Origin of the sequence: Variovorax glucosi (assembly GCF_051216695.1) — a bacterium.
Lineage (GTDB): Bacteria > Pseudomonadota > Gammaproteobacteria > Burkholderiales > Burkholderiaceae_C > Variovorax.
Window position 1 is genome coordinate 1,280,490 of sequence record NZ_JBPJZE010000001.1, and the last position, 26,544, is coordinate 1,307,033.

At 63.0% G+C, this 26,544-nt stretch carries 25 protein-coding genes and 3 tRNA genes; 13 read left to right on the plus strand and 15 right to left on the minus strand.

What is annotated here, in order from left to right:
- Positions 1–16: 16 nt before the first annotated feature.
- Positions 17–595 carry a flavin reductase family protein gene (locus ACSFA3_RS06040; protein ID WP_435504466.1) on the minus strand — a complete coding sequence of 193 codons (579 nt, stop codon included), beginning with the start codon at positions 593–595 and terminating at the stop codon, positions 17–19.
- A 265-nt stretch (positions 596–860) separates the two neighbouring features.
- Between ACSFA3_RS06040 and ACSFA3_RS06045 the strand changes: the two genes are divergently transcribed.
- Together ACSFA3_RS06045 and ACSFA3_RS06050 are read left to right on the plus strand one after the other, a co-directional pair.
- Positions 861–1,466, plus strand: a complete 606-nt coding sequence (locus tag ACSFA3_RS06045) for a chemotaxis protein CheB (protein ID WP_435504467.1) — start codon at positions 861–863, stop codon at positions 1,464–1,466.
- 40 nt (positions 1,467–1,506) lie between these two features.
- Entirely contained in the window at positions 1,507–3,615 is a 2,109-nt protein-coding gene (locus ACSFA3_RS06050; protein ID WP_435504468.1) for a sensor domain-containing protein, read from the plus strand.
- A 26-nt stretch (positions 3,616–3,641) separates the two neighbouring features.
- Here ACSFA3_RS06050 and ACSFA3_RS06055 read toward each other — a convergent pair whose 3' ends face one another.
- Positions 3,642–4,790 (minus strand): alpha-hydroxy acid oxidase, encoded by a 1,149-nt coding sequence (locus ACSFA3_RS06055; protein WP_435504469.1) that lies wholly within the window; start codon positions 4,788–4,790, stop codon positions 3,642–3,644.
- The gene (locus ACSFA3_RS06060) at positions 4,790–5,893 is read right to left on the minus strand and encodes a TRAP transporter substrate-binding protein (RefSeq protein WP_435504470.1); all 1,104 of its coding nucleotides are present in this window, start codon (positions 5,891–5,893) and stop codon (positions 4,790–4,792) included. Before ACSFA3_RS06060 ends, ACSFA3_RS06055 begins: the two co-directional genes overlap by 1 nt.
- A 163-nt stretch (positions 5,894–6,056) precedes the next feature.
- On the opposite strand from ACSFA3_RS06060, the gene ACSFA3_RS06065 reads away from it, so the two are divergent.
- Both ACSFA3_RS06065 and ACSFA3_RS06070 read left to right on the plus strand, forming a co-directional pair.
- Complete coding sequence (locus ACSFA3_RS06065) at positions 6,057–6,992, plus strand: ketopantoate reductase family protein (protein WP_435504471.1); 936 nt, start codon at positions 6,057–6,059, stop codon at positions 6,990–6,992.
- Between the two features lie 266 nt (positions 6,993–7,258).
- Positions 7,259–8,056 (plus strand): SDR family oxidoreductase, encoded by a 798-nt coding sequence (locus ACSFA3_RS06070; protein WP_435504472.1) that lies wholly within the window; start codon positions 7,259–7,261, stop codon positions 8,054–8,056.
- A 54-nt stretch (positions 8,057–8,110) separates the two neighbouring features.
- Here ACSFA3_RS06070 and ACSFA3_RS06075 read toward each other — a convergent pair whose 3' ends face one another.
- On the minus strand, positions 8,111–8,800 hold the full coding sequence (locus ACSFA3_RS06075; RefSeq protein WP_435504473.1) for a GntR family transcriptional regulator: 690 nt from the start codon (positions 8,798–8,800) through the stop codon (positions 8,111–8,113).
- A 100-nt stretch (positions 8,801–8,900) separates the two neighbouring features.
- On the opposite strand from ACSFA3_RS06075, the gene araD reads away from it, so the two are divergent.
- From araD to ACSFA3_RS06095, 4 genes are read left to right on the plus strand one after another with little or no spacing between them, the layout of a single operon-like run.
- Positions 8,901–10,631: an L-arabinonate dehydratase gene (gene araD / locus ACSFA3_RS06080; RefSeq protein ID WP_435504474.1), complete on the plus strand. Its 1,731-nt coding sequence runs from the start codon at positions 8,901–8,903 to the stop codon at positions 10,629–10,631.
- A 13-nt stretch (positions 10,632–10,644) separates the two neighbouring features.
- A complete protein-coding gene (locus ACSFA3_RS06085) occupies positions 10,645–11,355 on the plus strand; it encodes a ribonuclease activity regulator RraA (protein ID WP_435504475.1) in 711 nt (236 codons plus the stop codon).
- 10 nt (positions 11,356–11,365) lie between these two features.
- Positions 11,366–12,355 (plus strand): Bug family tripartite tricarboxylate transporter substrate binding protein, encoded by a 990-nt coding sequence (locus tag ACSFA3_RS06090; RefSeq protein WP_435504476.1) that lies wholly within the window; start codon positions 11,366–11,368, stop codon positions 12,353–12,355.
- Between the two features lie 23 nt (positions 12,356–12,378).
- Positions 12,379–13,359, plus strand: coding sequence for a tripartite tricarboxylate transporter substrate binding protein (locus ACSFA3_RS06095; protein WP_435504477.1), 981 nt, complete (start codon positions 12,379–12,381; stop codon positions 13,357–13,359).
- 434 nt (positions 13,360–13,793) lie between these two features.
- On the opposite strand, the gene ACSFA3_RS06100 is transcribed toward ACSFA3_RS06095, so the two are convergent.
- From ACSFA3_RS06100 to folC, 9 genes are all read right to left on the minus strand, one after another.
- Positions 13,794–13,870 (minus strand) — tRNA-Asp (locus ACSFA3_RS06100).
- Positions 13,871–13,942: 72 nt separating this feature from the next.
- Positions 13,943–14,018: transfer RNA gene (locus ACSFA3_RS06105), tRNA-Glu, on the minus strand.
- A 58-nt stretch (positions 14,019–14,076) separates the two neighbouring features.
- Positions 14,077–14,152: transfer RNA gene (locus tag ACSFA3_RS06110), tRNA-Ala, on the minus strand.
- A gap of 33 nt (positions 14,153–14,185) precedes the next feature.
- Positions 14,186–15,586 (minus strand): glutamate--tRNA ligase, encoded by a 1,401-nt coding sequence (gltX, locus tag ACSFA3_RS06115; RefSeq protein WP_435504478.1) that lies wholly within the window; start codon positions 15,584–15,586, stop codon positions 14,186–14,188.
- Positions 15,583–16,809, minus strand: coding sequence for an O-succinylhomoserine sulfhydrylase (locus tag ACSFA3_RS06120; RefSeq protein WP_435504479.1), 1,227 nt, complete (start codon positions 16,807–16,809; stop codon positions 15,583–15,585). Before ACSFA3_RS06120 ends, gltX begins: the two co-directional genes overlap by 4 nt.
- Before the next feature lie 28 nt (positions 16,810–16,837).
- Positions 16,838–18,340, minus strand: coding sequence for an amidophosphoribosyltransferase (gene purF, locus ACSFA3_RS06125; protein WP_435504480.1), 1,503 nt, complete (start codon positions 18,338–18,340; stop codon positions 16,838–16,840).
- A 12-nt stretch (positions 18,341–18,352) separates the two neighbouring features.
- A complete protein-coding gene (locus tag ACSFA3_RS06130; RefSeq protein WP_435504481.1) occupies positions 18,353–18,838 on the minus strand; it encodes a CvpA family protein in 486 nt (161 codons plus the stop codon).
- Positions 18,839–18,853: 15 nt separating this feature from the next.
- Positions 18,854–19,747, minus strand: coding sequence for an SPOR domain-containing protein (locus ACSFA3_RS06135; RefSeq protein WP_435504482.1), 894 nt, complete (start codon positions 19,745–19,747; stop codon positions 18,854–18,856).
- Positions 19,748–19,816: 69 nt separating this feature from the next.
- Positions 19,817–21,112 carry a bifunctional tetrahydrofolate synthase/dihydrofolate synthase gene (gene folC / locus ACSFA3_RS06140; RefSeq protein ID WP_435504483.1) on the minus strand — a complete coding sequence of 432 codons (1,296 nt, stop codon included), beginning with the start codon at positions 21,110–21,112 and terminating at the stop codon, positions 19,817–19,819.
- Positions 21,113–21,158: 46 nt separating this feature from the next.
- On the opposite strand from folC, the gene ACSFA3_RS06145 reads away from it, so the two are divergent.
- The 4 genes from ACSFA3_RS06145 to argG all read left to right on the plus strand — a co-directional run bounded on the left by ACSFA3_RS06145 (position 21,159) and on the right by argG (position 23,968).
- Entirely contained in the window at positions 21,159–21,527 is a 369-nt protein-coding gene (locus tag ACSFA3_RS06145) for an ArsC family reductase (protein WP_435504484.1), read from the plus strand.
- A 97-nt stretch (positions 21,528–21,624) separates the two neighbouring features.
- Positions 21,625–22,185 (plus strand): hypothetical protein, encoded by a 561-nt coding sequence (locus tag ACSFA3_RS06150; protein ID WP_435504485.1) that lies wholly within the window; start codon positions 21,625–21,627, stop codon positions 22,183–22,185.
- Positions 22,186–22,284: 99 nt separating this feature from the next.
- A complete protein-coding gene (gene ppnP, locus ACSFA3_RS06155; RefSeq protein WP_435504486.1) occupies positions 22,285–22,611 on the plus strand; it encodes a pyrimidine/purine nucleoside phosphorylase in 327 nt (108 codons plus the stop codon).
- Positions 22,612–22,627: 16 nt separating this feature from the next.
- Positions 22,628–23,968, plus strand: coding sequence for an argininosuccinate synthase (gene argG, locus ACSFA3_RS06160; RefSeq protein ID WP_435504487.1), 1,341 nt, complete (start codon positions 22,628–22,630; stop codon positions 23,966–23,968).
- Between the two features lie 77 nt (positions 23,969–24,045).
- Here the strand turns inward: argG and ACSFA3_RS06165 are convergent, their stop codons facing one another.
- Together ACSFA3_RS06165 and murB are read right to left on the minus strand one after the other, a co-directional pair.
- Positions 24,046–24,609: a hypothetical protein gene (locus ACSFA3_RS06165; protein WP_435504488.1), complete on the minus strand. Its 564-nt coding sequence runs from the start codon at positions 24,607–24,609 to the stop codon at positions 24,046–24,048.
- Positions 24,610–24,900: 291 nt separating this feature from the next.
- Complete coding sequence (murB, locus tag ACSFA3_RS06170; RefSeq protein ID WP_435504489.1) at positions 24,901–25,962, minus strand: UDP-N-acetylmuramate dehydrogenase; 1,062 nt, start codon at positions 25,960–25,962, stop codon at positions 24,901–24,903.
- A gap of 51 nt (positions 25,963–26,013) precedes the next feature.
- Here murB and ACSFA3_RS06175 point away from each other — a divergent pair, with 51 nt between their 5' ends.
- Positions 26,014–26,499: a YajQ family cyclic di-GMP-binding protein gene (locus tag ACSFA3_RS06175; protein ID WP_435504490.1), complete on the plus strand. Its 486-nt coding sequence runs from the start codon at positions 26,014–26,016 to the stop codon at positions 26,497–26,499.
- Positions 26,500–26,544 lie beyond the last annotated feature (45 nt).

A 26,544-nucleotide genomic window follows, 5' to 3' on the forward strand; every position in this document is an offset into this window, starting at 1 on the left:
CGCGCGTAGAAACCCTCTATTCGTGCAACACCTTCTGCGCTTCGCCGATGGCATAGAAATGCCCGCCGGCCACGTAGTGAAGACTGCGCAGTGCCGGATCGGCCGTCTCGAACTTCCAGTGGCCGTCCTGGAACACGCGTGCATCCGCCCAGGCACCGACGACTTCGCCGATGAACAGGTCGTAGGTTTGCTGGTTGTGCGGTTCGGGAACGAGCCTGCAGGCCAGCCATGCGGAACATCCTTCGACGAACGGCAGGTCGTGACCTTCGACGTCGAACGTCCGGACGCCGCTCAGCGCCAGCTTTCGCGGTTCGTCGGACAGGCTGCGATGCCCGACCTGGAAGGTCAGTTCCAGTTGCGCCACGGTCGGCACCTGAATCATGAACACGCCTGACTTCTCCACCAGCTCCCGCGTCCTGGTGATCTTGTCGATCACCACGGTCAGCTTCGGCGGCTTGAAATCGAGCGCGCATGCCCATGCGGCGGCCATGACGTTGTCGACGCCCTCGTGGCGCGCGGACACCAGGACGGTCGGGCCGTGATTGATCAGCCGGTATGCTTTTTCCAACGGTACGGGTGCGATATTTGAATTCATGCGGATTTTTATATCAGACCGTCCGGTCGGATCGCATCAGCTCGTGCAAGCAGATGGCGCTCGCACCTGGCCTGCGAGTTCGCCAGCTTGATCGCAAGCAGGTCGTAGGCTGCCGACACGTCGAGCACGTGACTTTGGAAGCAGCTCAAGCATTTGAAAATCTATCTTTTTCGATTGAAATGATAGAAATTTGATCGTACAGTGTTATTGCGCAGCAGTGCCGCAACCAACCCTCCCTCCCTCCACAAAACCAAAAGCCTGTGTGATGTCGATGATTTCCAGCATTCCGGTGGTCGTCATCGCAGGCGCTTCGGAAGACTTCAGCGCCATCACACGATTGCTCTATCAGCTCCCTGCTTCCATGCCGGCACTGATGGTCGTGGTGATCCACAACCTTCGCCCTTCGCACCTGGAAGAACTCGCCAAGCACCGCCATCGGACGGGCGAGACTCTCGTTGTCCATGCGGTGGAACACGTCACAGCGTTGATACAGGGTCGGATTCACTTGATTTCCAGCAAGGATTCGATGGTTTTTGTCGCCTCGGGAGTGCTGGGTCCGGCGTCTTCGCGGCAGGCGCCCTCGTCATCGGAGTCGAGTGCTGCCGATGATCTTTTCGCGTCCGCCGCCCGCCTCCATGGCTCGAGAGTCATCGGCGTTGTCCTCAGCGGTCGCGGCAAGGACGGCGCACGCGGCCTGTTGGCCATCACCGATGCAGGCGGCTCGCGCATCGTGCAGACGCCCTGCGAAGCCTCCCATCCCACGATGCCGATCAATGCATTGATGCAGGACCATGTTCAGTATTCGGTAGTGCTCGATGACATGGGGCCATTGCTGGAAGAACTGGTTCGCGTGCAGACCGGACCGGATTGAGGTCGAAGGTGGACGTCAAGCCGACTTGCGGAGATCGACGTTGACTGCCGGGCTTGGCCCGGAGAGCGACGCGCGGGTCTGCACCATGACTCACGCGGAGCAGCTGCGAAGTCATGCGGAGGCACGGCAGTTCGAACTGCTGGTCAAGGGCGTGCTCGACTATGCGATCTACATGCTGGATGCAGATGGCAACGTGTGCAACTGGAACGCAGGTGCCGAGCGAGCCAAGGGTTACGCGGCCGACGACATCGTGGGACGGCATTTCTCCTGTTTCTACATCGAAGAAGAGCAGTCCATGGGATTGCCTGCCGAAAATCTGCAACAGGCACTTCGCGAGGGCAGCTGCCACGCCGAGGGCTGGCGTGTTCGCAAGGACGGTTCGCGCTTCTGGGCGCATGTGGTGATTCAGCCGATCTACGACGAGAACGGGATGCTGCACGGCTACACCAAGATCACCCGCGACTGCAGTGAGCAGCGCGCGACGACGCAGGCCTTGGTCGCGACATCGCGCAATCTCGATCTGGCCCTGGAGAGCATGGTTCAGGGCTTGGCCCTTTTCGACGCGGAAGGACAACTGACGCTTTGCAACGCACGTTGGCGCCATCTGCTGGGACTGGATGAGACGTCGCTTTGGCCGGGACGACGCATCAGCGGCATGGTGCGCGCGATCTTGCGTGCTGCGCAAGGAATGACGGCGCCGGAGCGTCATCGTCTGCGCTGGTTGATTCTTGGCGGTCGCTCCATGGCGGATGCGACGCAAACGGCGGAATTTGCTTATCAGGCGACGATCCTTTGCCTGGGGCGGCGCCCTCTCGACGGCGGTGGACTGTTGCTGACAGTCGAGGACGTGACCGAACGCCGACGCGGGGAGCAGCGCATCGAACACATGGCACGCCATGATCTGCTGACCGGCTTGCCCAACCGCCTGGACTTCCAGGATGAACTCCAGCGCCTGCTGGCGACTGCCGGCGAACAGGCGAGGTTTGCGGTCCTTTATCTGGACCTGGACCAGTTCAAGGCCGTCAACGACACGCTGGGTCACCAGAGCGGAGATCTCCTGCTCAAGCTGACTGCGCTGCGCCTGAACAATGTGCTGCGCGACAAAGGCCAGGTCTTTCGGATCGGAGGCGACGAATTCACCATCCTGATGGCCCGGTGCCACCGCATCGACGAAGCGACCGATCTTGCACAGCGCTGCGTGGAAGCACTCACGCAGGCTTTTGATATAGCCAGTCATGAAGTGCGCGTCGGCGTGAGCATTGGCATCGTGCTGTCCAACACCAGCCATCTGACGATAGAGACGCTCATGCAGCAGGCCGATCAGGCGATGTACAGAGCCAAGCGCGACGGTCGAAATCGCTACCGGGTCTTCGAAGCGAGCATGAACACCCCATTGCGATGGCAGGAGGACATGGCGCATCAATTGCGTCACGCGCTGACGCATGACCAACTGGATTTGCACTATCAACCGATCCTGGATGCAAAAAGCGGTGCCACCAACGCGCTCGAGGCTTTGCTGCGATGGACCCATCCGGTCAGGGGCAGCGTCTCGCCGCTGGAATTCATTCCCGTGGCGGAAGAGCATCATTTGATGCCGGAGCTGGGCGCCTGGGTATTGCGACGCGCCTGCCGCGACGCGCTGCAATGGCCTGCTCATGTGCGCGTCACGGTAAATGTCTCTCCAAGCCAGCTGATGCGCGAGGACTTCATGGCACTGCTGCTCGGCGTCTTGAAAACAACCGGATTGGCCGCGGAGCGACTCGAGCTCGAAATTACGGAGACCACCATGATCGGCGATGCCGAGCTGCCTCGCAAGATCTTGCGTCAAGTGCGCTCACTGGGCGTCGGTGTCGCGATGGACGATTTCGGGATTGGCTATTCTTCTTTGAATCTACTGCATGAATTTCCATTCACGCGAGTAAAAATCGACCGCAGCTTCGTGAACGGCATCGGCCGCAATTCACGTTCCATGGCTATCGTGCGGTCGATCATTGCGCTGTGCCAAAGCCTGGATGTACCAGTCATCGCAGAAGGCGTCGAAAACGAATATCAGCGCCAGCTGCTTTGCGACGAAAACTGTAGCGAGTTGCAGGGCTTTCTTTTCAACAAGGCATTGCCGTTGTCCGAGGTGCTGCGTATCGTGACCTGAGCTCGGTTAGCGATTTGCGTGGTCTGCTAGCCCGATATGAGGTCCGTATCGATAGCGCCTGTATCTGGCGTGCCGCATAGCTTCATCGTCCGCTCCATCTCATCGATCAAGATCGCGATTGCGCGATGTGCTCCGCGTTCTCCCGCTGCGCAAGCACCGAATAGCGCCGGCCGGCCGAATGCGACGCAACCAGCGCCCAGCGCCATGGCCTTGACGATGTCGACGCCGCGCCGGATGCCCGAGTCGATCATGACCTCCGCCCGCCCGCGGACCGCCGCGACGACGCCGGGCAGAGAGCCGATGGCGCTGGTTGCGCCGTCGAGCTGGCGACCGCCGTGGTTGGAGACCCACACGGCATCGATGCCCATCGCGGCGAGACGATCCGCGTCGACCGGGTTCTGCACGCCCTTGACCACGAGCTTGCGCGGCCAGCAGTCTCGGATGCGGGCGAGGTCGTCCCATGTGAAGGAAGCGTCGAGCATCTGCCCCACCTTGGCAGCGATCGTGAGGTTGGCATTGCCGTCGGTCGCCAGATCGCGCACGTTCTCATAACGCAACGGCCCCTTACCAAGCATGCGCATCGTCCAGGCCGGGCGTGCCAGCATCTGCAGAACCTGCGAAACACCCAGGCGCAACGGCACCGAGACGCCGTTGCGGAGATCGCGCTCGCGCTTGCCGCCGGTGACCAGGTCGAGCGTGACCACCAGCGCCTCGTAGCCAGCAACGTCGGCCCGGGCCACCAGGGACGCTGTGAAGGCCCGATCGCGCAAGGTGTAGAGCTGGAACCAGAGTCGGCCCTGAACCGTTTTCGCCATGGTCTCCATCGAAGTCGTTGCCATGGTCGACAGCGTGTATGGGATGCCGTGAGCCGCTGCCGCGCGTGCGATCGCCACGTCGGCATCGGGCCAGCCGAGCGCGCACGAGCCCATCGGTGCGACGACCATGGGTGCAGCGCTGCCGACGCCCAGGATGGACGTGGCCAGCGAAGGGCGCGCGACATCGACCAGCACCCGAGGCAGTAGTCCGATCTCCTCGAAGTCCCGGCGATTGCGCGTCAGCGTGATTTCGTCCTCGGCGCCGCCGTCGATGAAGTCGAAAACGAAGCGCGGCAAGTTGAGCCGCGCAAGCTCGCGGATGTCCGCGATGGACAGCGCCCGGTCGATCGCGGCAGTCATCACGAGGGCTTGGGCGGGCGTACCAGGGAGGCCATCAGGTTGTCGAACGGCAGATCGCAGAACTGCTGCCAGACGACCTGTTCGGCGCGGAACTTCGACCACTCCTGGAAGATCTTCTGGAACGCCGGGCTCTTGGCCGACAGCTCCTCGTACAGCTCGGTGGCTGCCTTGAACGAGGCTTGAGTCACGTCCCTGGGAAAAGCCCGCAATTGGGCGCCGGCAGCCACCAGCCGGCGCAGGGCCTGCGGGTTTTCCGCGTCGTACTTGGCCGTGAGCCATTGGTTGGCCTCGGCCGCCGACACCTTGACGGCCGCCTGGTAGGAAGGCGGCAGCGCAGCCCAGGCCTTCTGGTTGATGAACAGCGACAGCGTCGCCGAGCCCTCCCACCAGCCCGGGTAGTAGTAGTACTTGGCGACCTTGCTGAGGCCGAGCTTTTCGTCGTCGAGCGGGCCGACAAACTCGGCGGCGTCGATGACGCCCTTTTCCAGCGCGGGGTAGATGTCGCCGGCTGCGATCTGCTGCGTGACGACGCCCAGCTTGGACAGCACCATGCCGCCCAGCCCGCCGATCCGGAACTTCAGGCCGTTGAGATCGGCCGCGCTCTTGATCTCCTTGCGGAACCAGCCGGCCATCTGCGCGCCGGTGTTGCCCACCGGCAGTGCAAGGACGCCGTAGCGCTCCAGGAACTGATCGATCAGCGCCTGCCCGCCGCCCTGGTAGAGCCAGGCGTTCTGCCCGCGCAGGTTCAGGCCGAAGGGCAGCGCCGTGGCGAAGCCGAAGGCCGGGTCCTTGCCGATGTAGAAGTAGCTCGCGCTGTGGCCGGCTTCGATGGTGCCGGTCTCCACCGCGTCGAACACGCCCAGCGCCGGCACCAGCTCGCCTGCCGCGTGCAGCGAGACTTTGAAACGGCCGCCGGTCAGTTCGCCGACGCGCTTGGTGACCATGTCCATCGCCGAATAGATCGAGGTAAGGGACTTGGGATAACTGGATGCGATGCGCCAGCGGATCTCCGGTGTGGCCGAGGATTGGGCCAGCGCAGGTGCTGCGATGGTGGCGATGGCGCCACCTGCACCGGCGTGCGTCAGGAAGTTGCGTCTCTGCATGGTGTCTCCGTCGTTCTAATGGTTGGTCGATCAAATTGTAGAGAGACCGCTGTTTCGGACTCGACGTTCAGTGTCGTGAAGGTGCCGCGCTGTCACGGGGCCACAGCCAAGCCAGCCACCATAATTCGAAGCTCCATCTGCTCGTTGCTCCTATCCTCACGCCATGGCCACTCCCTCTTTCACTCCACTTCGTGTCGCCGTGATGGGCGCTGGCGCCGTCGGTTGCTACTACGGCGGCTTGCTGGCCCGTGCCGGCCACGACGTCGTGCTGATCGGCCGGGCCTCGCATGTGGAAGCGGTCAGCCGATCGGGCCTGCACATCGAGACCGGTACCTTCGACGAGCACGTGAAGCTGGATGCCAGCACCGAACCCGACGCGGTCGCGGGTGCCGACCTGGTGCTCTTCAGCGTCAAGTCGGGCGACACCGAGACGACCGGCGCCGACATCCGCCCCCATCTGATGCCCGATGCGCTGGTCCTCTGCCTGCAGAACGGCGTCGACAACGCCGACCGCCTGCGCACCGTGTTGCCGCCGGACCGGGTTGCCGCCGCCGTGGTCTACGTCGCCACCGAGATGGCCGGCCCCGGTCACGTACGACATCATGGACGTGGCGAACTTGTGATCGAGCCCTCGCATGCCAGCGTTGCCGTCGCCGCCGCACTGACGGCTGCCGGCATTCCGACCCAGATCTCGGACAACGTGCGCGGCGCGCTGTGGTTCAAGCTGATCGTCAACTGCGCCTACAACGCCCTGTCTGCGATCACGCAGCTGCCTTACGGCCGGGTGGTGGCCGGTGAAGGCGTGAAGGACGTGATGCGCGACGTCGTGGACGAGGTGATGGCCGTGGCTTCGGCCGAAGGCGTGCGGTTGCCCGGCGATGCGCACGCGGCCGTGGAACAGTTGGTGAAGACCATGCCCGCGCAATCTTCCTCGACGGCGCAGGACCTCGCGCGCAACAAGCGCACGGAGATCGACTACCTCAATGGCTTGGTGGTGCGACGCGGTGCAGCGCTGGGTATTGCAACGCCGGTCAACCGAACCCTGTGGGCGCTGGTGAAGCTGCTGGAGGACAAGCAGAAAACTTCGACGCAGGCTTGAACGCCAGATGTCGCCTGCTCCATCCCGGCGCAGGCGAGCGCCTACGATTCCGGGACGCGAGCCCCGACGAGACGTAGGTCGATGAGCCTTCGCGCAGCGCTCTTCACGCTGCCTACTGTTTCAGCCACTTGCTCTTGTACCAAGAGCGCTGACCAGATAGGAACACCATGTCTCGCGATCAATACAGCTTCACAAATCCGGTCGAACAATACAGCCGCGTCGAACCGCCTGTGCAACACCAGCCGATGCCAGGCGTCCAGGCTCAGATGACGCCAGTGCCCGATCTGGGCGAGACGACGTATCGCGGCAGCGGCCGCCTCGCGGGGCGCAAGGCGTTGATTACGGGCGGCGACTCCGGCATCGGCGGCGCCGTCGCGATCGCGTTCGCACGCGAGGGTGCCGATGTCGTGATCGTCCATCTGCCGGCCGAGCAGGAGGATGCCGCGCACATCCTCGGCCACATCGAGGCGGCCGGCAGGAAGGGACACGCAATCGCCGCCGACATCACGGACGCGGATCGCTGTCGCGCGCTCGTCGCGGAAGCCATTGGCGTACTCGGTGGACTCGACATCCTCGTCAACAACGCCGGCAAGCAGGTGGCCGTTTCACGAATCGCGGATCTGTCCGACGAGCAGTTCGAGCTGACCTTTCGAACGAACGTGTTCGCGAATTTCTGGATTACCAAGGCAGCCCTGGCACACATGTCCGCGGGTGCCAGCATCATCAACACCGCGTCGCTGGAAGCCTACAAGCCGTCGCCGGAACGTCTGGACTACGCGGCCTCCAAGGCAGCGATCAACAATTTTTCGAAAGGGCTCGCGTTGCAGGTCGCGTCGCGCGGTATTCGGGTAAACGTCGTCGCGCCCGGGCCGGTCTGGACTGCGCTGCAGGTGTCGGGCGGTGTGTCCGACGAGCAGATGAAGACGTTCGACGACGAGAGTACCTACAAGCGTTCCGGTCAGCCCGCGGAACTCGCGCCCGCCTACGTGTTTCTTGCTTCCGCAGAATCGAGTTATGTGTCGGGCGAGACCCTGAACGTGAACGGCGGCATGGTCACGCCATGACCAACGCGAATACACCGCACACCGGATCCAGGGCTCACCAGCGACTCCCCGTCGTCAGATCTCCACGAAATCCGGGTACTGACGACAGATCTCCTCGACAGCGCTGAGCGTGCCCGACAAGTGATGACGCAGCGCTGAACGTGCAGCGGTCGGGTCCCGCGCCTCGATGCTGCTCACTATGGCCCGGTGGTCGTGCAGTATCGATTCGGTCTTGCCGGCGGTCGGCAGGTGCAGTCGCCGCAACCGGTCGACGTGGCCTGAATTCTTCGTCACCTGATTCCACAGCGCCGTCACGCCACCGGCTTCGTACATCTGTCGATGGAACGAGCGGTCGGCATCGACGAACTCGCTGTAGCGCTGTGCACTGGCCAGCGAAGCCTGGAGCGCGATCGTCGCCTTCATGCCATCGATCAGGCCCGCTGGCGTCTCGATCGCCAGTTGCTCGACCAGTTCGAGCTCCAGCGCGCGGCGCAGGAAGTGCGACTCGCGGGCGACGGTGATGTTGATGCGGCTCACCAGGGTGGCGTGCTGCGGAAACACGTCGACCAGGCCCTCCTCCTGCAGCCGGAGCAGGGCCTCGCGAACAGGTGTCTGGCTGACGCCGAATTGTTCGGCCAAGTCGAGCCGCGTGAGCACGGCGCCGGGCGGCAGTTCCAGCGAAAGAATCGCTTCGCGCAACCTTCCGAGCACTTGCGGCGCGGCATACCGGGTGCGGTCGAGCGTGAATTTGGATAGGGAACTCATCGACGCGCATTGTGCCGACACGCAATTGACGCACTGATATATTAGTGTTTTAATTCAAAGAACAACGGGATTCCAACCCGTGACCCGGAGACAAACGCTCATGACCCGACGCGTCTACGAAGACCTGCGCAGCGCCCGCTGGTTCGCCCCCGACGACTTCCGCTCCTTCGGCCACCGCTCGCGCGTGCTGCAGATGGGGTACGGCTACGAAGACTGGGTCGGCAAACCCGTCATTGCCATCGTCAACACGTGGAGCGATGCCAACCAGTGCCACACCCACTTCAAGCAACGCGTGGAAGACGTCAAGCGCGGCGTTCTGCAGGCCGGCGGTTTTCCGCTCGAGCTTCCGGCGATCAGCCTGTCGGAGAGCATGGTCAAGCCGACGACCATGATGTATCGCAACTTTCTGGCGATGGAAACCGAGGAGCTGTTGCGCAGCCATCCGGTGGACGGCGCGGTCCTGATGGGCGGCTGCGACAAGACCACGCCGGGACTGACGATGGGCGCCATCAGCATGGGCGTTCCGTTCATCTTCCTGCCGGCCGGCCCGATGCTGCGCGGCAACTGGAAGGGCAAGGTCCTGGGTTCGGGTTCAGATGCCTTCAAGTACTGGGACGAGCGCCGCGCCGGCAACCTGTCGGACCGGGCCTGGAACGAGATGGAAGCCGGCATCGCGCGCAGCCAGGGCACCTGCATGACCATGGGCACCGCGGCGACCATGATGGGCATCGCCGAGTCCGTCGGCTTCACGCTACCGGGCGCGTCGAGCATCCCGGCGGCCGATGCGAACCACGTGCGCATGAGCGCCGAATGCGGACGCCGCATCGTCGACATGGTCTGGGACGACCTGACGCCCGGAAAGATGCTCACGCGGGCGAATTTCGAGAACGGCATCGCCTGCGCGATGGCGATGGGCTGCTCGACCAACGCCATCATTCATCTGATCGCGATGTCGCGCCGTGCCGGCCATCCGGTGGGCCTGGACGATTTCGACGATTTTAGCCGTCGCGTGCCGGTGCTCGCGAACATCCGCCCGAGCGGAGATGCCTACCTGATGGAGGATTTCTTCTACGCCGGCGGTCTGCGCGCATTGCTGGAGCGCATTCGCGGTCATCTGAAGACCGAGGCGCTGACGGTCAACGGCAGGACGCTGGGCGAGAACATCGCCGGTAGCGAGGTCTACCACGACGATGTGATACGCCCGCTGGACAACCCGATCTATGCCGAAGGCGCGCTTGCCGTCCTGCGCGGCAACCTCGCGCCCGACGGCGTCGTCATCAAGCCGAGCGCCGTGGCGCCGCACCTGCTGCGCCACAGCGGCCGCGCGCTGGTCTTCGACGACTACCCGAGCCTCAAGAAAGCCGTGGACGACCCGGATCTGGACGTCACCGGCGACGACATCCTGGTCCTGCGAAACGCCGGCCCGCTGGGTGCCGGCATGCCCGAGTGGGGGATGCTGCCGATCCCGACCAAGCTGCTGAAGCAGGGCGTCAAGGACATGCTGCGACTGTCCGACGCACGCATGAGCGGCACCAGCTACGGTGGCTGCCTGCTGCATTGCTCGCCCGAAGCGGCGATCGGCGGACCGCTGGCGCTGGTCAGGACGGGCGACGTCATCACGGTGGACGTTCCGGCCCGCACGATCCATCTAGAGATCGGCGACGACGAAATGGCCGCTCGCCGCGCCGCATGGACGCCGCCGCCGCCCCGCTACGAACGGGGCTACGGCTGGATATTCGGCCGCCACATCAAGCAGGCCAACGAGGGCTGCGATTTCGACTTCCTCGAAACCACCTTCGGCAAGGCCGTGCCGGAACCTGACATCTTTTGATCGGAGACACCCAATGAATCCCCAGACCCGCGACCGGCTGATGAAGGTCAGCACCGCCACGCTGTGTACCGCGCTGTTCAAGCGCGGCCTGCGCAGCCAGATGATCCAGAACGTGCGTCCGCTGAATCCAGCCGGCCCGAACATGGTCGGCCCGGCGTTCACGCTGCGCTACATGCCGGCGCGCGAGGACCGCAACGGGATCGAGGTGTTCCTCAACCGCGACCATCCGCAGCGCAAGGCGGTCGAGGAGTGTCCGCCCGGCGCGGTGATGGTGATCGACAGCCGCAAGGACACGCGCGCCGCATCGGCGGGCGGCATTCTCGTCGCGCGGCTGATGAAGCGCGGCGTGGCCGGCGTGGTGACGGACGGCGGTTTTCGCGACAGCCCCGACATCGCGAAGTACGCCATGCCGGCGTATCACTGCCGGCCCAGCGCGCCCACCAACCTGACGCTGCATGAGGCCATCGAGATCGACGGGCCGATCGGCTGCGGCGATGCACCTGTATTCCCAGGCGACGTGATCGTCGGGGATGCGGAAGGCGTGCTGGTGCTACCGGCGCATCTCGCCGACGAGATCGCGGTGGAGGCGACAGAGATGACCGCGTTCGAGGATTTCGTGCAGGAGCAGGTGATGGAAGGACGCTCGATCCTCGGCCTGTATCCACCGACCGACCCGCAGAGCCGCACCGACTTCGCCGCCTGGCGCGAAGCGCGTGGGCGCTGAGGAGACAAAAATGAAAATCAGCCGCCGTCAAGCACTCGCAGCATTCGCCGCCACACTCCCTGCCACACTCCCCGCCCTGGCCTTCGCCCAGGCCGACTGGCCCACCGTCAAATCGATCACCTACGTGGTGCCCTTCACCGCCGGCGGTTCGACCGACATCATCGGCCGCGTCCTCGCGCAGAAGCTCGGCGAAAGCCTCAAGCAGTCGGTGGTGGTCGACAACCGGCCCGGGCAGGCCGGCGGCATCGGCGCCACCCTTGTGGCCAGGTCGAAGCCGGACGGCTACACGCTTTTCGGCGGCACCATCAGCACGCACGCAATCAACGCCAGCCTCTACAAGAAACTGTCGTACGACCCGGTGAAGGATTTCGAGCCGATCTCGCTGGTGGCGCGCCTGCCCAACGTACTGATCGTCAACAGCCAGCTCGGCGTGAATTCCGTTGCCGAACTCGTCGCGCTGCTGAAGAAGGACCCGGCGATGCGCAACTTCGCGTCGTCGGGCGCCGGCACCTCGACCCACCTGGCCGGCGAGATGTTCGCAGACGCCATCGGCGTGAAGCTCACGCATGTGCCGTACAAGGGCACGCCGCCGGCGATGACCGACGTGGCCGCGGGACTGGTGCCCTTCATGTTCGATCAGGTCACTGCCGCGCTGCCGATGGTGCAGAGCGGAAAATTAAAGCTGCTGGCCGTGACCACCGGCAAACGCATCGCACTGCAGCCGCAACTGCCCACGATGATCGAGTCCGGCATTCCGAACTTCGAGATGTCGTCCTGGCAGGCGGTCTATGCGCCGAAGGGGACGCCCAGGGTCATCGTTGACCGGCTCAATGCCGAGATCGTCAGGGCATTGAACCTGCCGGACGTGAGGGAAAAGCTCGAAGGACAGCTGGCCATGGAAATCGTCGGCAGCACGCCGGAGGAACTCGCTGCGCACATGGCACGCGAAATCCCGCGTTGGGCGGAGTTGGTCAGGAAGTCCGGCGCGAGTGCCGAATGAAGCAGCAAACCGGGAGCAGTTCGATGCATCGCAGAACATTCGCCTCGGCGGTCGCAATCACGACCGTCATCGCAGGCTTGCCCATCCTGACGGGTGCTCAGAGCCGCACATTTCCCACGAAGCCGATGACGATCGTGGTGCCGGCCTCGCCGGGAGGAGCAATCGACCTGGCCGCTCGCCTGATCGGCCAGAAACTTACCGAAGCCTGGGGCCAGCCTGTGGTGGTCGACAACCGGACCGGCGCCACCGGCGTGATCGGCACCGATTTCGTGGCCAAGAGCGCGCCCGACGGCCATGTGCTGGCGCTGGTCGCAAGCAGCCACGCCATCAATCCGAGCATGTTCAGGAAACTGCCTTTCGACACGGTCAGGAGCTTCGAGGCCGTGGTGCAGACGCACACCGTGCCGCTGGTGCTGGTCGTCGCGCCGGATTCGGCGTTTAAGAGCATCAAGGATGTGGTCGCCTGGGGCAAGGCCAACCCGGGCCAGCTCAGCTTCGCATCCAGCGGCAACGGTGGCGCGCCGCACTTCTCGGGTGAACTGTTCAAGAGCCTGGCCGGCATCGACATGCAGCACATCCCGTACAAGGGCAGTACGCTGGCCCATCCCGATTTGATGGGCCGACGCGTGTCGCTGATGTTCGACACGCTCACGGCCGTCGGCGCGCAGGTCAAGTCGGGCAAACTCCGCGCGCTGGCCGTGACCACGCCAAAGCGGCTTGCCGCGCTGCCGGATGTGCCGACCGTCGCCGAGTCGGGCCTGCCGGGCTACGAGACCAGCACCTGGGGCGGTCTGCTCGCGCCGGCCGGCACGCCGGCGGCCACCGTCGCCCTCCTCAATGCAGAGGTCGATCGCATCCTGGCGATGCCGGACGTGCGCCAGCGCTTCGAGAACGCCGGCATGGAGCCGGTGGGCGGCACGCCGAAGCAGTTCAGTGCGTTCATCGCCAGCGAGACGACCAAGTGGGCCAAGGTTGCTGCGCAAGCGGGCATCCAGCCTGAATGAGAGTCCGACCAGGCAGCCACATAGATTCACTCCCTGCCGCGCCATGCCGTCGAAGATCGTCCTGGCTACACTCTCGCCGCTTTAGGCCGTTCGCAGACGAGGCCTGTCCGACGCGGACAAGGCCTTCGCGCCGGTCTCGCTGTTCGCCGAATTGCTGTTTGCCTTCATGATCGCCTGAGCATCCCGGCCACGACGCCGGAGAAACTCTGGGGGCGCTGGTCAAGGCTGCGCCCGACAAGTGCACCTTCGCAAGTTCGGGGCAACCGCCGATCGCCGCATCTGGCAGCGGAAATCGCTGGTCTACGTGGCGATGTGCTGGCGGCAAGCAAAACGCTCGAAGCCTTCGCCCGATAGAACGTCGATGAACGAGCATTCCAAATCTGGAATAAAAAAAGGGTTTGCTGCTATTTTCATAGCAGCAAACCCTTAATGGATGGCGGAGCGGACGGGACTCGAACCCGCGACCCCCGGCGTGACAGGCCGGTATTCTAACCAACTGAACTACCACTCCTGGTAGACAACGTTCACTCCTTGCGGAGCCAAGTGCTGACGACTTGTTTTGCCTGCTTCACTTGCATGAAACTGGCGACCCTACGGGGATTCGAACCCCGGTAGCCACCGTGAAAGGGTGGTGTCCTAGGCCTCTAGACGATAGGGTCAAAACCTAAGGAAAATGCTGTGATCAGCATCTTTCATTTTTCTTCTCGACGCCATGTATGGTGGAGGTAAACGGGATCGAACCGATGACCTCTTGCATGCCATGCAAGCGCTCTCCCAGCTGAGCTATACCCCCGTAGGTGTCGAGCCTCGAATTATAGCCCGGATTTCAGACTACTTTCAATCGCTTGACAACAATTTCACGAGAAAAAAGTGCGAGGACCGAATCGAGCGATGGTGTCTGCGATGTTCCCATCAGCAGTACGCGCACCGGCATTGCGAGAGCAGGCATTTTAAGGGCATTTGCGACGAGTATTTCCTTGATCGCGGCTGCGATTGCAGCTTTTTCCCAAGTCACGGCCGACAGCTTGTCGGCAAGTGCCGCGATGACTGGGCGCACGCTTTCGGTCAAATGCTGCGCGCGATCCGCGTCCGCAATTTCCACGTCCGCATAGAACGCCGCCGCCCATCCGGCCAAGGCCACAGTCGTGTCGCATCGATCCCTGAACAGCATGCAGATGTCGGGAAGACGTTCGTCGCTATCGATGCCCTTCTTCGCAAGTTGCGCGGACACCAGCTTCGAGAGTTCGGCGATGTCCATCTGCTTGATGTAGTGCGCGTTGACCCATTTCAACTTCGCCGGATCCCATTGCGCCGGGCTGCGCGACAGATGACTGCCGTCGAACCACTCCACCATCTGCGCACGCGTGAACAGTTCCTCGTCGCCGTGGCTCCAGCCGAGACGCGCGAGATAGTTGAGCATTGCTTCGGGCAAATATCCGTCGTTCTCGTACGCAGTGACGCTGACAGCGCCGCGTCGCTTCGACAGCTTCTGCCCGTCATCGCCGAGGATCACGGGCAAGTGTCCGAACAGCGGCAACGGCGCGCCGAGTGCGTTGAAGATGTTGATCTGCCACGGCGTGTTGTTGACGTGTTCGTCGCCACGGAAGACGTGGCTGATTCTCATGTCCCAGTCGTCGACGACGACGCAGAAGTTGTACGTGGGTACACCGTCGGGACGCACGATGATCAGGTCGTCGATCTCGCGGTTGTTGATGGTGATCGGACCTTTGACGATGTCGTCCCAGGTCACGTCGCCGTCGACCGGGTTGCGGAAGCGCACGACCGGCTTCACATCGGCCGGCACTGCCGGCAATTGCTTGCCCGGCTCCGGGCGCCAGCGGCGGTCGTACAGCGTCTTTTCGTTGCGCGCGCGCTGCGCTTCGCGCGTCGCTTCGAGCTCTTCAGGCGTGCAGTAGCAGTGGTACGCCGTACCGGCTTCGAGCATCTGCGCGACGACTGCGTCGTAACGGTCGAGCCGCTGCATCTGATAGATCGGGCCTTCGTCGTAGTCGAGTCCGAGCCACTGCATCGACGCGAGGATCTGCTCGACCGCATCCTGTGTGGAACGGGCCACGTCGGTGTCTTCGATGCGCAGCACGAACTCGCCGCCGTGATGCTTCGCGTAGGCCCACGAGTACAGCGCCGTGCGGGCCGTGCCCAGGTGCAGAAAGCCGGTGGGGGACGGCGCGATGCGTGTTCTTACTTTTTGGGTCGTGTTCTGGGTCATGCCGAAAGGTTCTTCAGGGTATCGAGGCCGCGCAGCAGATCGGCCTGTATGTCGCCGACATGTTCGAGGCCGACTGCCAGGCGGATCAGGCTCTGGTTGATGCCTGCGGCCTGACGCTGCGCTTCGGTCAGGCGACCGTGCGACGTCGTGCCCGGGTGCGTGATGATCGACTTGGTGTCGCCGAGGTTGGTCGCGATGCTCACCACACGCGTGCTGTCGATGACGTGGAACGCATTCGCACGCGCCGCTTCGGGCGTATTGCCATGAACGTCGAAGGAAACGACTGCGCCGCCCATCCCCGACTGCTGCCGCATCGCGAGCGCATGCTGCGGATGCGATGCGAGACCGGGATAGTGAACGCGCTTAACCGCCGGATGCGCCTCCAGAAATTTAGCGACGGCCAGCGCATTGGCGCACTGCGCCTGCATGCGAATACCCAACGTCTCCAGGCCCTTGAGCACGACCCATGCGTTGAACGGCGAAAGCGCCATGCCGGCGGTTCGCACGACGGGACCGAATACGTCGACGATCAAGCGCGAAGGACCGCAGATCGCGCCTGCCATCACGCGCCCCTGGCCGTCCAGATACTTGGTACCCGAATGGATCACAAGGTCCGCACCGAGTTCGGTCGGTCGTTGCAAAGCGGGCGAGCAGAAGCAGTTGTCGACTGCGAGCACCGCGCCGACGCCATGTGCCACATCGGCCAACGCGCGGATGTCGCACACCTCGGTCAGCGGATTCGTGGGCGTTTCGGCAAAGAGGAGCTTGGTGTTCGGACGCACCGCATCGCGCCACTGGCCGACATCGGTCTGCGAGACGAAGGTGGTCTCGACACCGAACTTGGTGAATTCCTTGGCGAACAGGTTCAGCGTCGAGCCGAACACCGAGCGCGAGCAGATGACGTGATCGCCGGCTTTGAGCAGGCCCATGCACATCATCAGGATCGCCCCCATCCCGGTGGAGGCGCCGATGGCCGCCTCGGTGCCTTCGAGCGCAGCCAGCCGCTGCTCGAAGCTCACGACCGTCGGGTTCGACGTACGCGCGTAAGTGAAGCCTTCTTCGGTACCGGCAAACCGGCGCGCGGATGTTTCCGCATCGGGCTGCACGAAACCGCTGGTCAGGAACAGCGCTTCGGAGTTCTCGCCGTACTGGCTCGGTGCGAGGCCGCTGCGCACGGCGAGCGTGTCGCGGTGCAGGCCTTCGGGCAATTTTCGATCGTTCACTTTGCTTCTCGCTCGAATGGTCGGTGGATCAGACGGATGGATTGGGCAATGCGAGGCGCGACGAGTCTTCCTCGGTCTCCTCGATACGCGGACGGTTGCCGTTCATGCGCGTGATGGCTGCGGTGTCGATGTCGCCAGTGACGTAGATGCCGTCGAAGCACGAAGCATCGAAGCCGTTCAACTTCGGGTTGAGCGAACCGATCGCGCGCTTCATCGCATCGACGTCCTGATAGATCAGCGCATCGCAGCCGATGACCTGACGGATCTCCTCGACCGTGCGGTCGTGCGCGACCAGTTCGTCCTTGGTCGGCATGTCGATGCCGTAGACGTTCGGGTAACGAACCGGCGGCGCGGCGCTGGCGAGGTAGACCTTGCGCGCACCGGCGTCGCGGGCCATCTGCACGATCTCGCGGCTGGTAGTGCCGCGCACGATCGAGTCGTCGACCAGCAGCACGTTGCGGCCCTTGAATTCGCTGGCGATCACGTTCAGCTTCTGGCGTACCGACTTCTTGCGAACGCCCTGCCCCGGCATGATGAAGGTGCGGCCAACGTAGCGGTTCTTCACGAAACCTTCGCGGTAAGGAATGCCCAGCAGATGCGCGAGTTGCGTCGCGCTCGGGCGGCTCGATTCGGGGATAGGGATGATCACGTCGATCTCGCTCGGCGGCACGGTCGAGACCACGCGCTTGGCCAGCGTCTCGCCGAGGTTCAGGCGCGCTTGATAGACGGAAATGCCGTCGAGCACCGAATCGGGACGCGCCAGATAGACGAATTCGAAGATGCACGGATTGAGCGTCGGGGCATCGGCGCACTGCTCGGCGTTGACCTGGCCCTGCAGATCGATGAACACCGCTTCGCCGGGATCGATATTGCGTTCGAACACGTGGCCCGAACCTTCGAGCGCGACCGATTCGCTGGCGACCATGACGGTGCCGTCAGCGCCTCGGCCCATGGCCAACGGACGGATGCCGTACGGATCGCGAAAGGCCAGCAAGCCGTGGCCGGCGATGAGCGCCACCACCGCATACGAGCCGCGCAGTCGGCGATGCACGTTGCGCACGGCGGCGAACAGCGTCGTCGAATTGAAGTTGCCGCCGCGCGTCGAACGCTCGATCTCGTGCGCGAGCACGTTGAGCAGCACTTCGGAATCGCTCTCGGTGTTGGTGTGGCGGTGGTCGGTGGAAAACAGCTCGGCCCGCAACGCATGCGCATTGGTGAGATTGCCGTTGTGCACCAGCACGATGCCGAACGGTGCGTTGACATAGAAAGGCTGCGCCTCTTCTTCGCTGTACGCGTTGCCGGCCGTCGGGTAGCGCACCTGACCGAGTCCGACATCGCCGGGCAGCGCACGCATGTTGCGCGTACGGAACACGTCGCGCACCATGCCCTTGGCCTTCTGCATGAAGAACTTGCGTTCCAGCAGCGTCACGATGCCGGCGGCATCCTGACCGCGGTGCTGCAGCAGCAGCAAGGCGTCGTAGAGCAGTTGATTGACGGGTGCTTGACTGACGACACCGACGATTCCACACATGAAAAGATCCTCTCAGGGCAGGTAGCTTGCCAACTTCTCTGGCAAAGCGGGCTTCAGACCCTGCAATGCCGCATCCAGAACCACGGCGCCTTGCGATTCGTGCCACCAGGCACTGTCGCTCAACGCCAACAAATGAACCACGACGGCGATGGTCAACAGCGCCACGGCACCGCGGGCCGCGCCGAACATCCCTCCCAGCATCCGGTCGACCGGGCCGAGCCCCACGACTGTCACGAGCTTTCGCGTGATCGAAGCCACCAGACCGACGCCGAACGCGACCGCCACGAACACCAGCACGAAAGCCAGCGGATAGCGCCAGGCCGCATCGACTTCGCCGAAAGGCAACCAAGTCGCGACACTGCCGGCAAACCACTGCGCGCAAAGGAAAGCGGCGACCCAGCCAGTCAGCGAAATCACCTCGAACACCAGTCCGCGCATCAGGCCGTACAACGTCGAGATCACGATCAGCGCAACGGCCAACCAGTCGAACAGGGCCACTTCAGCGCGCCATGGCTACAAACTCAGGACGGATGCAGGCAGCGACAGGCCCTTGACCTTCCCGGCGGCACGGTCGGCTTCGGCACGGGATGCGAACGGACCGACACGCACACGCGTGCGATCGCCTTCGGCTGTCTTCGCGACATTGGTGTAGGTCTTCAGGCCCGCCTTTTCGAGCTTCTGGCGAACTTCGCGCGCCTTGGCATCGTCGGCGAACGCACCGACCTGAATCACGAATCGGCCGGCATCGCCGGTGATTGCCGCAGCGTTTGCAGCGTTCGCAGCTGGAACAGCCGGGGCAGCGGCCGGCGTTGCGGAGGCGACTTTTCCGTCGAGCAGCGCACGCGCGCGCGCGCCGTCGCCCGCCGTGGGCGACTTGGCTGCGGCAATCTTCGCCGGCTCGGGTTTCGAATCGGGCTTTGGCTTGACTTCGGGCTTGACCGCTGCACGCGTCTCGGGACGCGGCGCAGGTGCGACACGAGTGTCCGGCTGCGTGGTGGTGACAGGCCGATCGGAAGGAAATTCGGTGCCGTCCTGCGACTCGGTGATGACACCGCCGCTGTTGACGATGGCGCCGTTGCCGGTAGGCGACGGTGTCGCAGGCGACTGCGCCACGCGCCCGCTCGCACCGGGCGCGTTCGACTGCGCCGGAGGCGTGATGGCCAGCGGCGCGACCTTGTTCCGGTCGGGAATCTCGATCGGAATGTCGACCGCCACAGGACGTGGCTGGGTATCGAACAAGAGCGGAAAACCGATGACGCCGAGCAGCACGAGGATGGCGGCGCCAAGCAGGCGATGCCGCGCGCGCCGGCGCATCGCATCGACGCTTTCGGCCGGTGCCGTCGACAGGTTGGCGTTGCGCCCTTCGCCGGCCTTGGGGCCGCTGGAGCGGAACTTGAAAAACGCCATGAATTCGATCCCTGATGAGTGCAGTGTGAGGCAGCGTGCGAGAAAAAAAGCGCCGTACGAACAGGCTGATCAGGCGCCGGGCAGGAGGTGCTTGGCCTGCATGCGGGGGGTTCCGTGTTGGAGCACGCCACCCACTGTGAAGAACGATCCGAAGACGACGATTCTATCAGCCGGGTCCGCCGCGGCGATGGCGGCTTCCAGAGCTTCCATGGGCGAAGCACAGACGCTTCCGGTCGCATCCTTGCGGGTGTTCTGCGACTCCCAGCAGGCCATGACATCGGAAGCCGCAGCCGCGCGCGGTGTCGGCAGATCGGTGAAATACCAGCGATCGATCACCGGACCGATGCGCGCCAGGATCGGCTTCAGGTCCTTGTCCGCCATCACACCGAACACGGCATGCGTCGTCGGATAGAAACCCATGGCGTCGAGATTCTCCGCCAGTGCAGCCACGGCGTGCGGGTTATGTGCGACGTCCAGTACCAGCGTCGGTTCGCCGGGAACGATCTGGAAGCGCCCCGGCAACTCGACCATTGCCAGCCCGGTGCGCACCGCTTGCGCCGTGATCGGCAGGATCGGCCTGATCGCCTCCAGCGCCGCGAGCACGCCGGCTGCGTTGATCAGCTGATTGGCGCCGCGCAACGCCGGATAGGCCAGCCCGCTGTAGCGCCGCCCTCGCCCGCTCCAGCCCCACTGCTGCTTGTCGCCGGACACATTGAAGTCGTAACCGAAACGCCACAGATCGGCGCCGATCTTCTGCGCATGGTCGATCACGCTTTGCGGCGGCACCGGATCGCTCACGACGGCCGGGCGGCCGGCTCGCATGACGCCGGCCTTCTCGAAGCCGATGCTTTCCCGGTCGCTGCCGAGGAAATCCATGTGATCGAGGTCGATGCTGGTGATGACGGCGCAGTCGGCGTCGACGATGTTGACCGCATCCAGCCGTCCGCCGAGGCCGACTTCCAGAATCGCGACCTCGGGTCTCGACGCGGCCGCGCAACGCAGGATCGCCAGCGTGGTGAACTCGAAGTACGTGAGTGAAATGTCGCCGCGTGCGGCTTCGACGGCTTCGAAGTGCGGCAGCAGCGCATCCGCCGCAACCGCTTCGCCGGCGAGACGCAGCCGCTCTTCGAAGTGCACCAGATGCGGCGACGTGTAGACGGCGGTTCGGTAACCCGCATGCGTCAGGATCGACTCCAGCATGGCGCAGGTCGAGCCCTTGCCGTTGGTGCCGGCGACGGTGATCACGGGGCATTCGAAGGCCAGGCCCAGCGCGTCGGCCACGGTGCGCACGCGCTCCAGGCCGAGTTCGATGGTCTTGGCATGCAGTTGCTCGGCGTAGGCGAGCCAGTCGGCAAGGGTTTTCATGGAGGCCGGGATTGTCGCCGACCTGCCGGGCCGGCATGATCGCCGCATGACGACAACCCTTTACGGCATACCGAACTGCGACACGGTCAAGCGGGCGCGCGCCTGGCTGGACGAACACGGCATCGCCTACCGATTCCACGACTTCAAGAAAGAAGGCGTACCCGAGGCCGAGCTCGACCGCTGGTTGGCTTCACCCGGCTGGGAGGCGCTGGTCAACCGTCGCGGTACCACCTGGCGAAAGCTGGATGACGCTGCCCGCGCTTCGGTTACCGATGCAGCAAGCGCTCGAACGGTACTGATCGCCAACCCGAGCCTGATAAAGCGTCCGGTGGTCGATTGGAATGGCGCAGATACCGTCACGACGGGCTTCGATGCGGTGCATTGGGCATCGGAACGCGGTGTTTCCGCACGGTAAATGCCGGAACCCGGCGAACAAAAAGGCGTCAAATCTGTTTCGCCCAACGTCTTTCGGGGTCCTTCCGCTTTTCGGACCCGCTTTTGAGGAGTTCCTTATGCGCAAGATGACATCCATGACCACCGCCGCTTTTTCCCTCGTGGCCGTAGTAGCCGCTACGGTCGGCGGCAGCGCCCTTGCTCAGAACAGCCAGGGTAGCCAGGTGCAGGCACGCGTCGTCGCTGCCAACCCGGTCCGCGACGCGAGCGGTAGTGGTTACAACGTAACCTACGAATACAACGGTCGCCAGTACACGACGCGAACCGCCAGCTTCCCCGGCGCGACGGTTCCGGTCGACGTGAGCGCTTATGGCGTGGCAACCATGCCGGTAACACCGCAGTCCGACCTCGCCCCTTCGGAATCGGCCGACGGTCGGCCGGCATGGGAACAGGTCGTGCCGGAGCAAGGGGTCGTCGTATCGACGGCACGGCGTGCGCCGGCCCCCGTCTATTACGCGGCACCGGCTTACGCGGCGCCGGTCTATCCGGCACCGGTCTACGTTCAGCCGGGTTATGGCTACGGTTACGGATATGCCCCGTATTACCCGCCGGTCGGCGTGTCCTTGAACCTGGGTTACTCGCGCGGCTGGGGCGGCGGCGGGCATCGCGGCTGGCGCTGAAGGTAGAATTTTTCTCATTCTTCTACCTTTTCACACGGACGCACCGTGGCGAACGGTGCCGCTCTCGCCAGAGAGTTCCGTCGCAGCGGACGTTTTCACATGACGACGATCAACGAAACACTCGCCTGCACTGCGGTGGTCACCAAGGCCAATGTCTATTTCGACGGCAAGTGCGTCAGCCACAACCTCACGCTCGCCGACGGCACCAGGAAGTCGGTTGGCGTGATTCTCCCGTCGACCCTCACCTTCAACACTGGCGCGCCGGAAGTCATGGAAGGTGCCGGCGGCAGCTGCGAGTACATGCTCGGCGGCAGTGAAAAGTGGGTCGCCTCGGGTGTGGGCGAGAAGTTCAGCGTCCCGGGCGATTCGAGCTTCCAGATCCGCGTGTCCGGCGAGCCCTATAGCTACATTTGCCATTTCGGCTGAACCGGAGTTCTCTCGCATGTCGACCATCCTGCAACACGTTCCCGCCGGCCAGAAGGTCGGCATCGCCTTTTCCGGCGGTCTCGACACCAGCGCCGCGCTCCACTGGATGCGCAACAAGGGCGCGATTCCCTACGCCTACACCGCAAATCTCGGTCAGCCCGACGAACCGGATTACGAAGAGATTCCGCGCAAGGCGATGCAGTATGGCGCCGAACTGGCCCGGCTGATCGATTGCCGCAGTCAGCTGGCTTCCGAAGGTCTTGCAGCACTGCAAGCCGGCGCTTTCCACGTCACGACCGGCGGCGTCACCTACTTCAACACCACACCGCTTGGCCGCGCAGTGACCGGCACGATGCTGGTATCGGCCATGAAGGAAGACGACGTCAACATCTGGGGCGACGGCAGCACCTTCAAGGGCAACGACATCGAGCGCTTCTACCGCTACGGCCTGCTCACCAACCCTGCGCTGAAGATCTACAAGCCGTGGCTCGACCAGCTGTTCATCGACGAACTCGGCGGCCGCGCCGAAATGTCGGCTTTCATGACCGCCGCCGGCTTCGGCTACAAGATGTCGTCCGAGAAGGCTTATTCGACCGACTCGAACATGCTCGGCGCGACGCACGAAGCCAAGGACCTCGAAGACCTCGGCACCAGCATGAAGATCGTGAACCCGATCATGGGCGTCGCGTTCTGGAAAGACGAAGTCGTCGTCAAGCGCGAAGAAGTCACCGTGCGCTTCGAAGAAGGTCGCCCGGTCGCCCTGAACGGCACCGAGTACCCCGACCTGGTCGAACTGATCCTCGAAGCCAACCGCATCGGCGGTCGCCACGGCCTGGGCATGAGCGACCAGATCGAGAACCGAATCATCGAAGCCAAGAGCCGCGGCATCTACGAAGCACCCGGTCTGGCACTGCTCTTCATTGCCTACGAACGCCTCGTCACCGGCATCCACAACGAAGACACGATCGAGCAGTACCGCGACAGCGGCCGCAAGCTCGGCCGGCTCCTCTATCAAGGGCGCTGGTTCGACCCGCAAGCCATCATGCTGCGCGAAGCCGCCCAGCGCTGGGTCGCACGCGCGGTGACAGGCGAAGTCACCGTCGAGCTGCGTCGCGGCAATGACTATTCAATCTTGAACACCGTCTCATCGAACCTCACCTACAAGCCCGAGCGACTGAGCATGGAAAAGGTCGAAGACGCCCCCTTCTCCCCCGCCGACCGCATCGGTCAGCTCACCATGCGCAATCTCGACATCGTCGATACCCGCGACAAGCTGGCGATCTACACCAAGAGCGGCCTGCTTGCACATGGCGGCGGTGCTTCGCTTCCTCAATTGTCGAATGAGTCCAAGAAGTAAAGTATTTACCTCTCTGAGACCGCTGATCAATTGGTTTGGATCGTGCGCTCGCATCCCATAAGACGACCCTTCGCGTGTTAAATCACCATATAGGCCTGACCTATTTTCGACCGGATGTTTATGGATTCTGCTTGTAGCGCCAGATGCGCACGGCTAAGAATCATATTCAACGACTCGCGACTAAGCGCGACTCCGGTGGTGTTCTCGCTTAATTCCGGATTGAACACGCCGTTCGTGAACGTAATGCGAACATAGGAATTCTCAGCATCAAATGCATCCGAGTTTTTTAAAATCACTGACTGCTGCGCACCGTTACCCGCAACCAATGCCGGCTCAAGACGTCCATTGGCTGTGGATATAGATGTCCCTGGTGGATTGTTACGTGGAAATGCTTGAGGCGGGTAATCCTGTTTTTCGCTATACAGGCGAGCTGGAATCCAGAACGGTAGTACTTTGTTTTCGTTATCGCCTGGCCGATCGAAATGCATCTCGAAAGCTTGACCCCAATGCGGATTGATCATATTCGCGGCGATGTTGTTGTCTTTCGACGGCGCTTTCACTGATGCTGGCCGCACAGCGCCAACCGAATCGATATTGCTCGCCGCTCGCGTAAACAGTTTTCGGGCTGCTGCGTTTTTCAAGTCTCCGGACGACTTTGGCTCAGTTGACCGGTTGATTGAATAGACTGGTGAAGTAGCGAACATATGATATTCCGTGCTTGGGGTTACAGATCGACTGATAAATTTACCGGGTCGCGATGTCTGGAGTTTTATGCGGAAGGCAAATAACTCAAATCGGATCACTCCGAAAGTCGCCGGTAACTTTTTGCTCAGTCTTTGTAACACTACCTCTCACGGCAACTAACCATTGCAATAGCTCGGGTGGTCGTTTTAGATCCAGGCGAGGCGCAAGATCGCTCCAAGATCAAACAGTCAAACAACGATAGGTTCGGGCTCCAGGCGGATGCCGAAGCGCTCGTACACACTGGTCTGGATCGCCTTGGCCAGCGTCATCACCTCGCCGCCCGTCACGGGATTTTCAGTGCCGCCGCGGTTCACCAGCACCAGCGCTTGCCGCTCATAAACACCGGCATTCCCGACCGACTTCCCCTTCCAGCCGCAAGCGTCGATCAGCCATCCCGCCGCCAGCTTGATGCTGCCATCGGCCATCGGGTAGTGCACGATCTTCGGATCTCGCGCGATGATGTCTGCGCACTGCTCCGTCGTGACGGTCGGGTTCTTGAAGAAGCTGCCGGCGTTGCCGAGCACGCGCCAGTCGGGCAGCTTGGCACGCCGCACTTCGCAGACCCAGTTGAAGACATCCATCGCGTCGGGCGTGAAATTTCCGGCCTCTTCCATCTTGCGTTCGAGATCGAAATACCCCACCACGGCCTTCCACGGCTTCGGCAGCCGGAAACGCACCCGGGTGATGACCGCGCGACCGGCCAGACCGAACCCGCGCGACGTGTCCGTACCGCTCGCGACATGCTTGAAGACCGAATCGCGGTAACCGAAGGCGCACTGCGCTGCGTCCAGGGTGAAGGCCTGCCCTGTTTCCAGATCGACCGCATCGAGCGAATCGAAACGGTCCTGCAGTTCGACGCCGTAGGCGCCGATGTTCTGCACCGGCGAACCGCCGACGGTACCGGGAATCATCGCCAGATTCTCCAACCCCGGAAAACCGTTCTCGACGGTCCAGCGCACAGTCTCATGCCAGTTTTCGCCAGCGCCGGCTTCGACGATCCAGGCACGCGGCGTTTCCTCGACCAGACGCCGACCCATGATTTCGATCTTGAGGACGAGCGGCTTCACGTCGCCGGTCAGCACGATATTGCTACCCCCGCCCAGGACGAATTTCGGTACGTCACTCCACTTCGCATCGGCCCGCAGTTCGGCCAGGTCGGCCTCCGAGGCAATGCGTACGAGATGCTGCGCGCGCGCGACGATGCCGAAGCTGTTGTAGGGCTGCAGCGGTGTGTTGGACTCCACGATCATGGGAGAATTGTCGCATTCACTCGCGCCGCAGCTGCGCAATCAGGAGCCTTCATGCCGTCATTCGACACCGTCTGCGAACCCAATCTCCCCGAAGTCAAGAATGCCGTCGAAAACACTGCCAAGGAAATCGGCACTCGCTTCGATTTCAAGGGCACGTCGGCCGCCGTCGAGCTCAAGGACAAGGAAATCACGATGATCGGCGACGCCGAGTTCCAGCTCGTGCAGGTCGAGGATATCCTCCGAGCCAAGCTCACAAAGCGCAGCGTCGATGTGCGTTTTCTCGACAAGGGCGACGTGCAGAAGATCGGCGGCGACAAGGTCAAGCAGGTCATTAAGATCAAGAGCGGCATCGAGACCGAAACCTCCAAGAAGATCCAGCGCCTGATCAAGGACAGCAAGATCAAGGTGCAGGCGGCCATCCAGGGCGATGCGGTCCGGGTGACCGGCGCCAAGCGCGACGATCTTCAGGCCGCGATGGCGCTGATCAAGAAAGACGTGCCCGACATGCCTTTGAGCTTCGACAACTTCCGTGACTGATCCGAAAGCTCCCGTAACGGGGCAACGCGTCCGGGCCGGTTTCCT

What these genes read in the sequence shown, in the direction of transcription:
- ACSFA3_RS06045 (WP_435504467.1), top strand. Translation starts at nt 861, where the DNA reads ATGTCGATGATTTCCAGCATTCCGGTGGTCGTCATCGCAGGCGCTTCG.
- ACSFA3_RS06175 (WP_435504490.1), top strand. Translation starts at nt 26,014, where the DNA reads ATGCCGTCATTCGACACCGTCTGCGAACCCAATCTCCCCGAAGTCAAG.
- ACSFA3_RS06095 (WP_435504477.1), top strand. Translation starts at nt 12,379, where the DNA reads ATGCATCGCAGAACATTCGCCTCGGCGGTCGCAATCACGACCGTCATC.
- ACSFA3_RS06040 (WP_435504466.1), bottom strand. Translation starts at nt 595, where the DNA reads ATGAATTCAAATATCGCACCCGTACCGTTGGAAAAAGCATACCGGCTG.
- gltX (WP_435504478.1), bottom strand. Translation starts at nt 15,586, where the DNA reads ATGACCCAGAACACGACCCAAAAAGTAAGAACACGCATCGCGCCGTCC.
- ppnP (WP_435504486.1), top strand. Translation starts at nt 22,285, where the DNA reads ATGACGACGATCAACGAAACACTCGCCTGCACTGCGGTGGTCACCAAG.
- araD (WP_435504474.1), top strand. Translation starts at nt 8,901, where the DNA reads ATGACCCGACGCGTCTACGAAGACCTGCGCAGCGCCCGCTGGTTCGCC.
- purF (WP_435504480.1), bottom strand. Translation starts at nt 18,340, where the DNA reads ATGTGTGGAATCGTCGGTGTCGTCAGTCAAGCACCCGTCAATCAACTG.
- ACSFA3_RS06090 (WP_435504476.1), top strand. Translation starts at nt 11,366, where the DNA reads ATGAAAATCAGCCGCCGTCAAGCACTCGCAGCATTCGCCGCCACACTC.
- ACSFA3_RS06150 (WP_435504485.1), top strand. Translation starts at nt 21,625, where the DNA reads ATGCGCAAGATGACATCCATGACCACCGCCGCTTTTTCCCTCGTGGCC.
- ACSFA3_RS06070 (WP_435504472.1), top strand. Translation starts at nt 7,259, where the DNA reads ATGACGCCAGTGCCCGATCTGGGCGAGACGACGTATCGCGGCAGCGGC.
- ACSFA3_RS06060 (WP_435504470.1), bottom strand. Translation starts at nt 5,893, where the DNA reads ATGCAGAGACGCAACTTCCTGACGCACGCCGGTGCAGGTGGCGCCATC.
- ACSFA3_RS06085 (WP_435504475.1), top strand. Translation starts at nt 10,645, where the DNA reads ATGAATCCCCAGACCCGCGACCGGCTGATGAAGGTCAGCACCGCCACG.
- ACSFA3_RS06075 (WP_435504473.1), bottom strand. Translation starts at nt 8,800, where the DNA reads ATGAGTTCCCTATCCAAATTCACGCTCGACCGCACCCGGTATGCCGCG.
- ACSFA3_RS06135 (WP_435504482.1), bottom strand. Translation starts at nt 19,747, where the DNA reads ATGGCGTTTTTCAAGTTCCGCTCCAGCGGCCCCAAGGCCGGCGAAGGG.
- ACSFA3_RS06145 (WP_435504484.1), top strand. Translation starts at nt 21,159, where the DNA reads ATGACGACAACCCTTTACGGCATACCGAACTGCGACACGGTCAAGCGG.
- ACSFA3_RS06055 (WP_435504469.1), bottom strand. Translation starts at nt 4,790, where the DNA reads ATGACTGCCGCGATCGACCGGGCGCTGTCCATCGCGGACATCCGCGAG.
- folC (WP_435504483.1), bottom strand. Translation starts at nt 21,112, where the DNA reads ATGAAAACCCTTGCCGACTGGCTCGCCTACGCCGAGCAACTGCATGCC.
- murB (WP_435504489.1), bottom strand. Translation starts at nt 25,962, where the DNA reads ATGATCGTGGAGTCCAACACACCGCTGCAGCCCTACAACAGCTTCGGC.
- argG (WP_435504487.1), top strand. Translation starts at nt 22,628, where the DNA reads ATGTCGACCATCCTGCAACACGTTCCCGCCGGCCAGAAGGTCGGCATC.
- ACSFA3_RS06065 (WP_435504471.1), top strand. Translation starts at nt 6,057, where the DNA reads ATGGCCACTCCCTCTTTCACTCCACTTCGTGTCGCCGTGATGGGCGCT.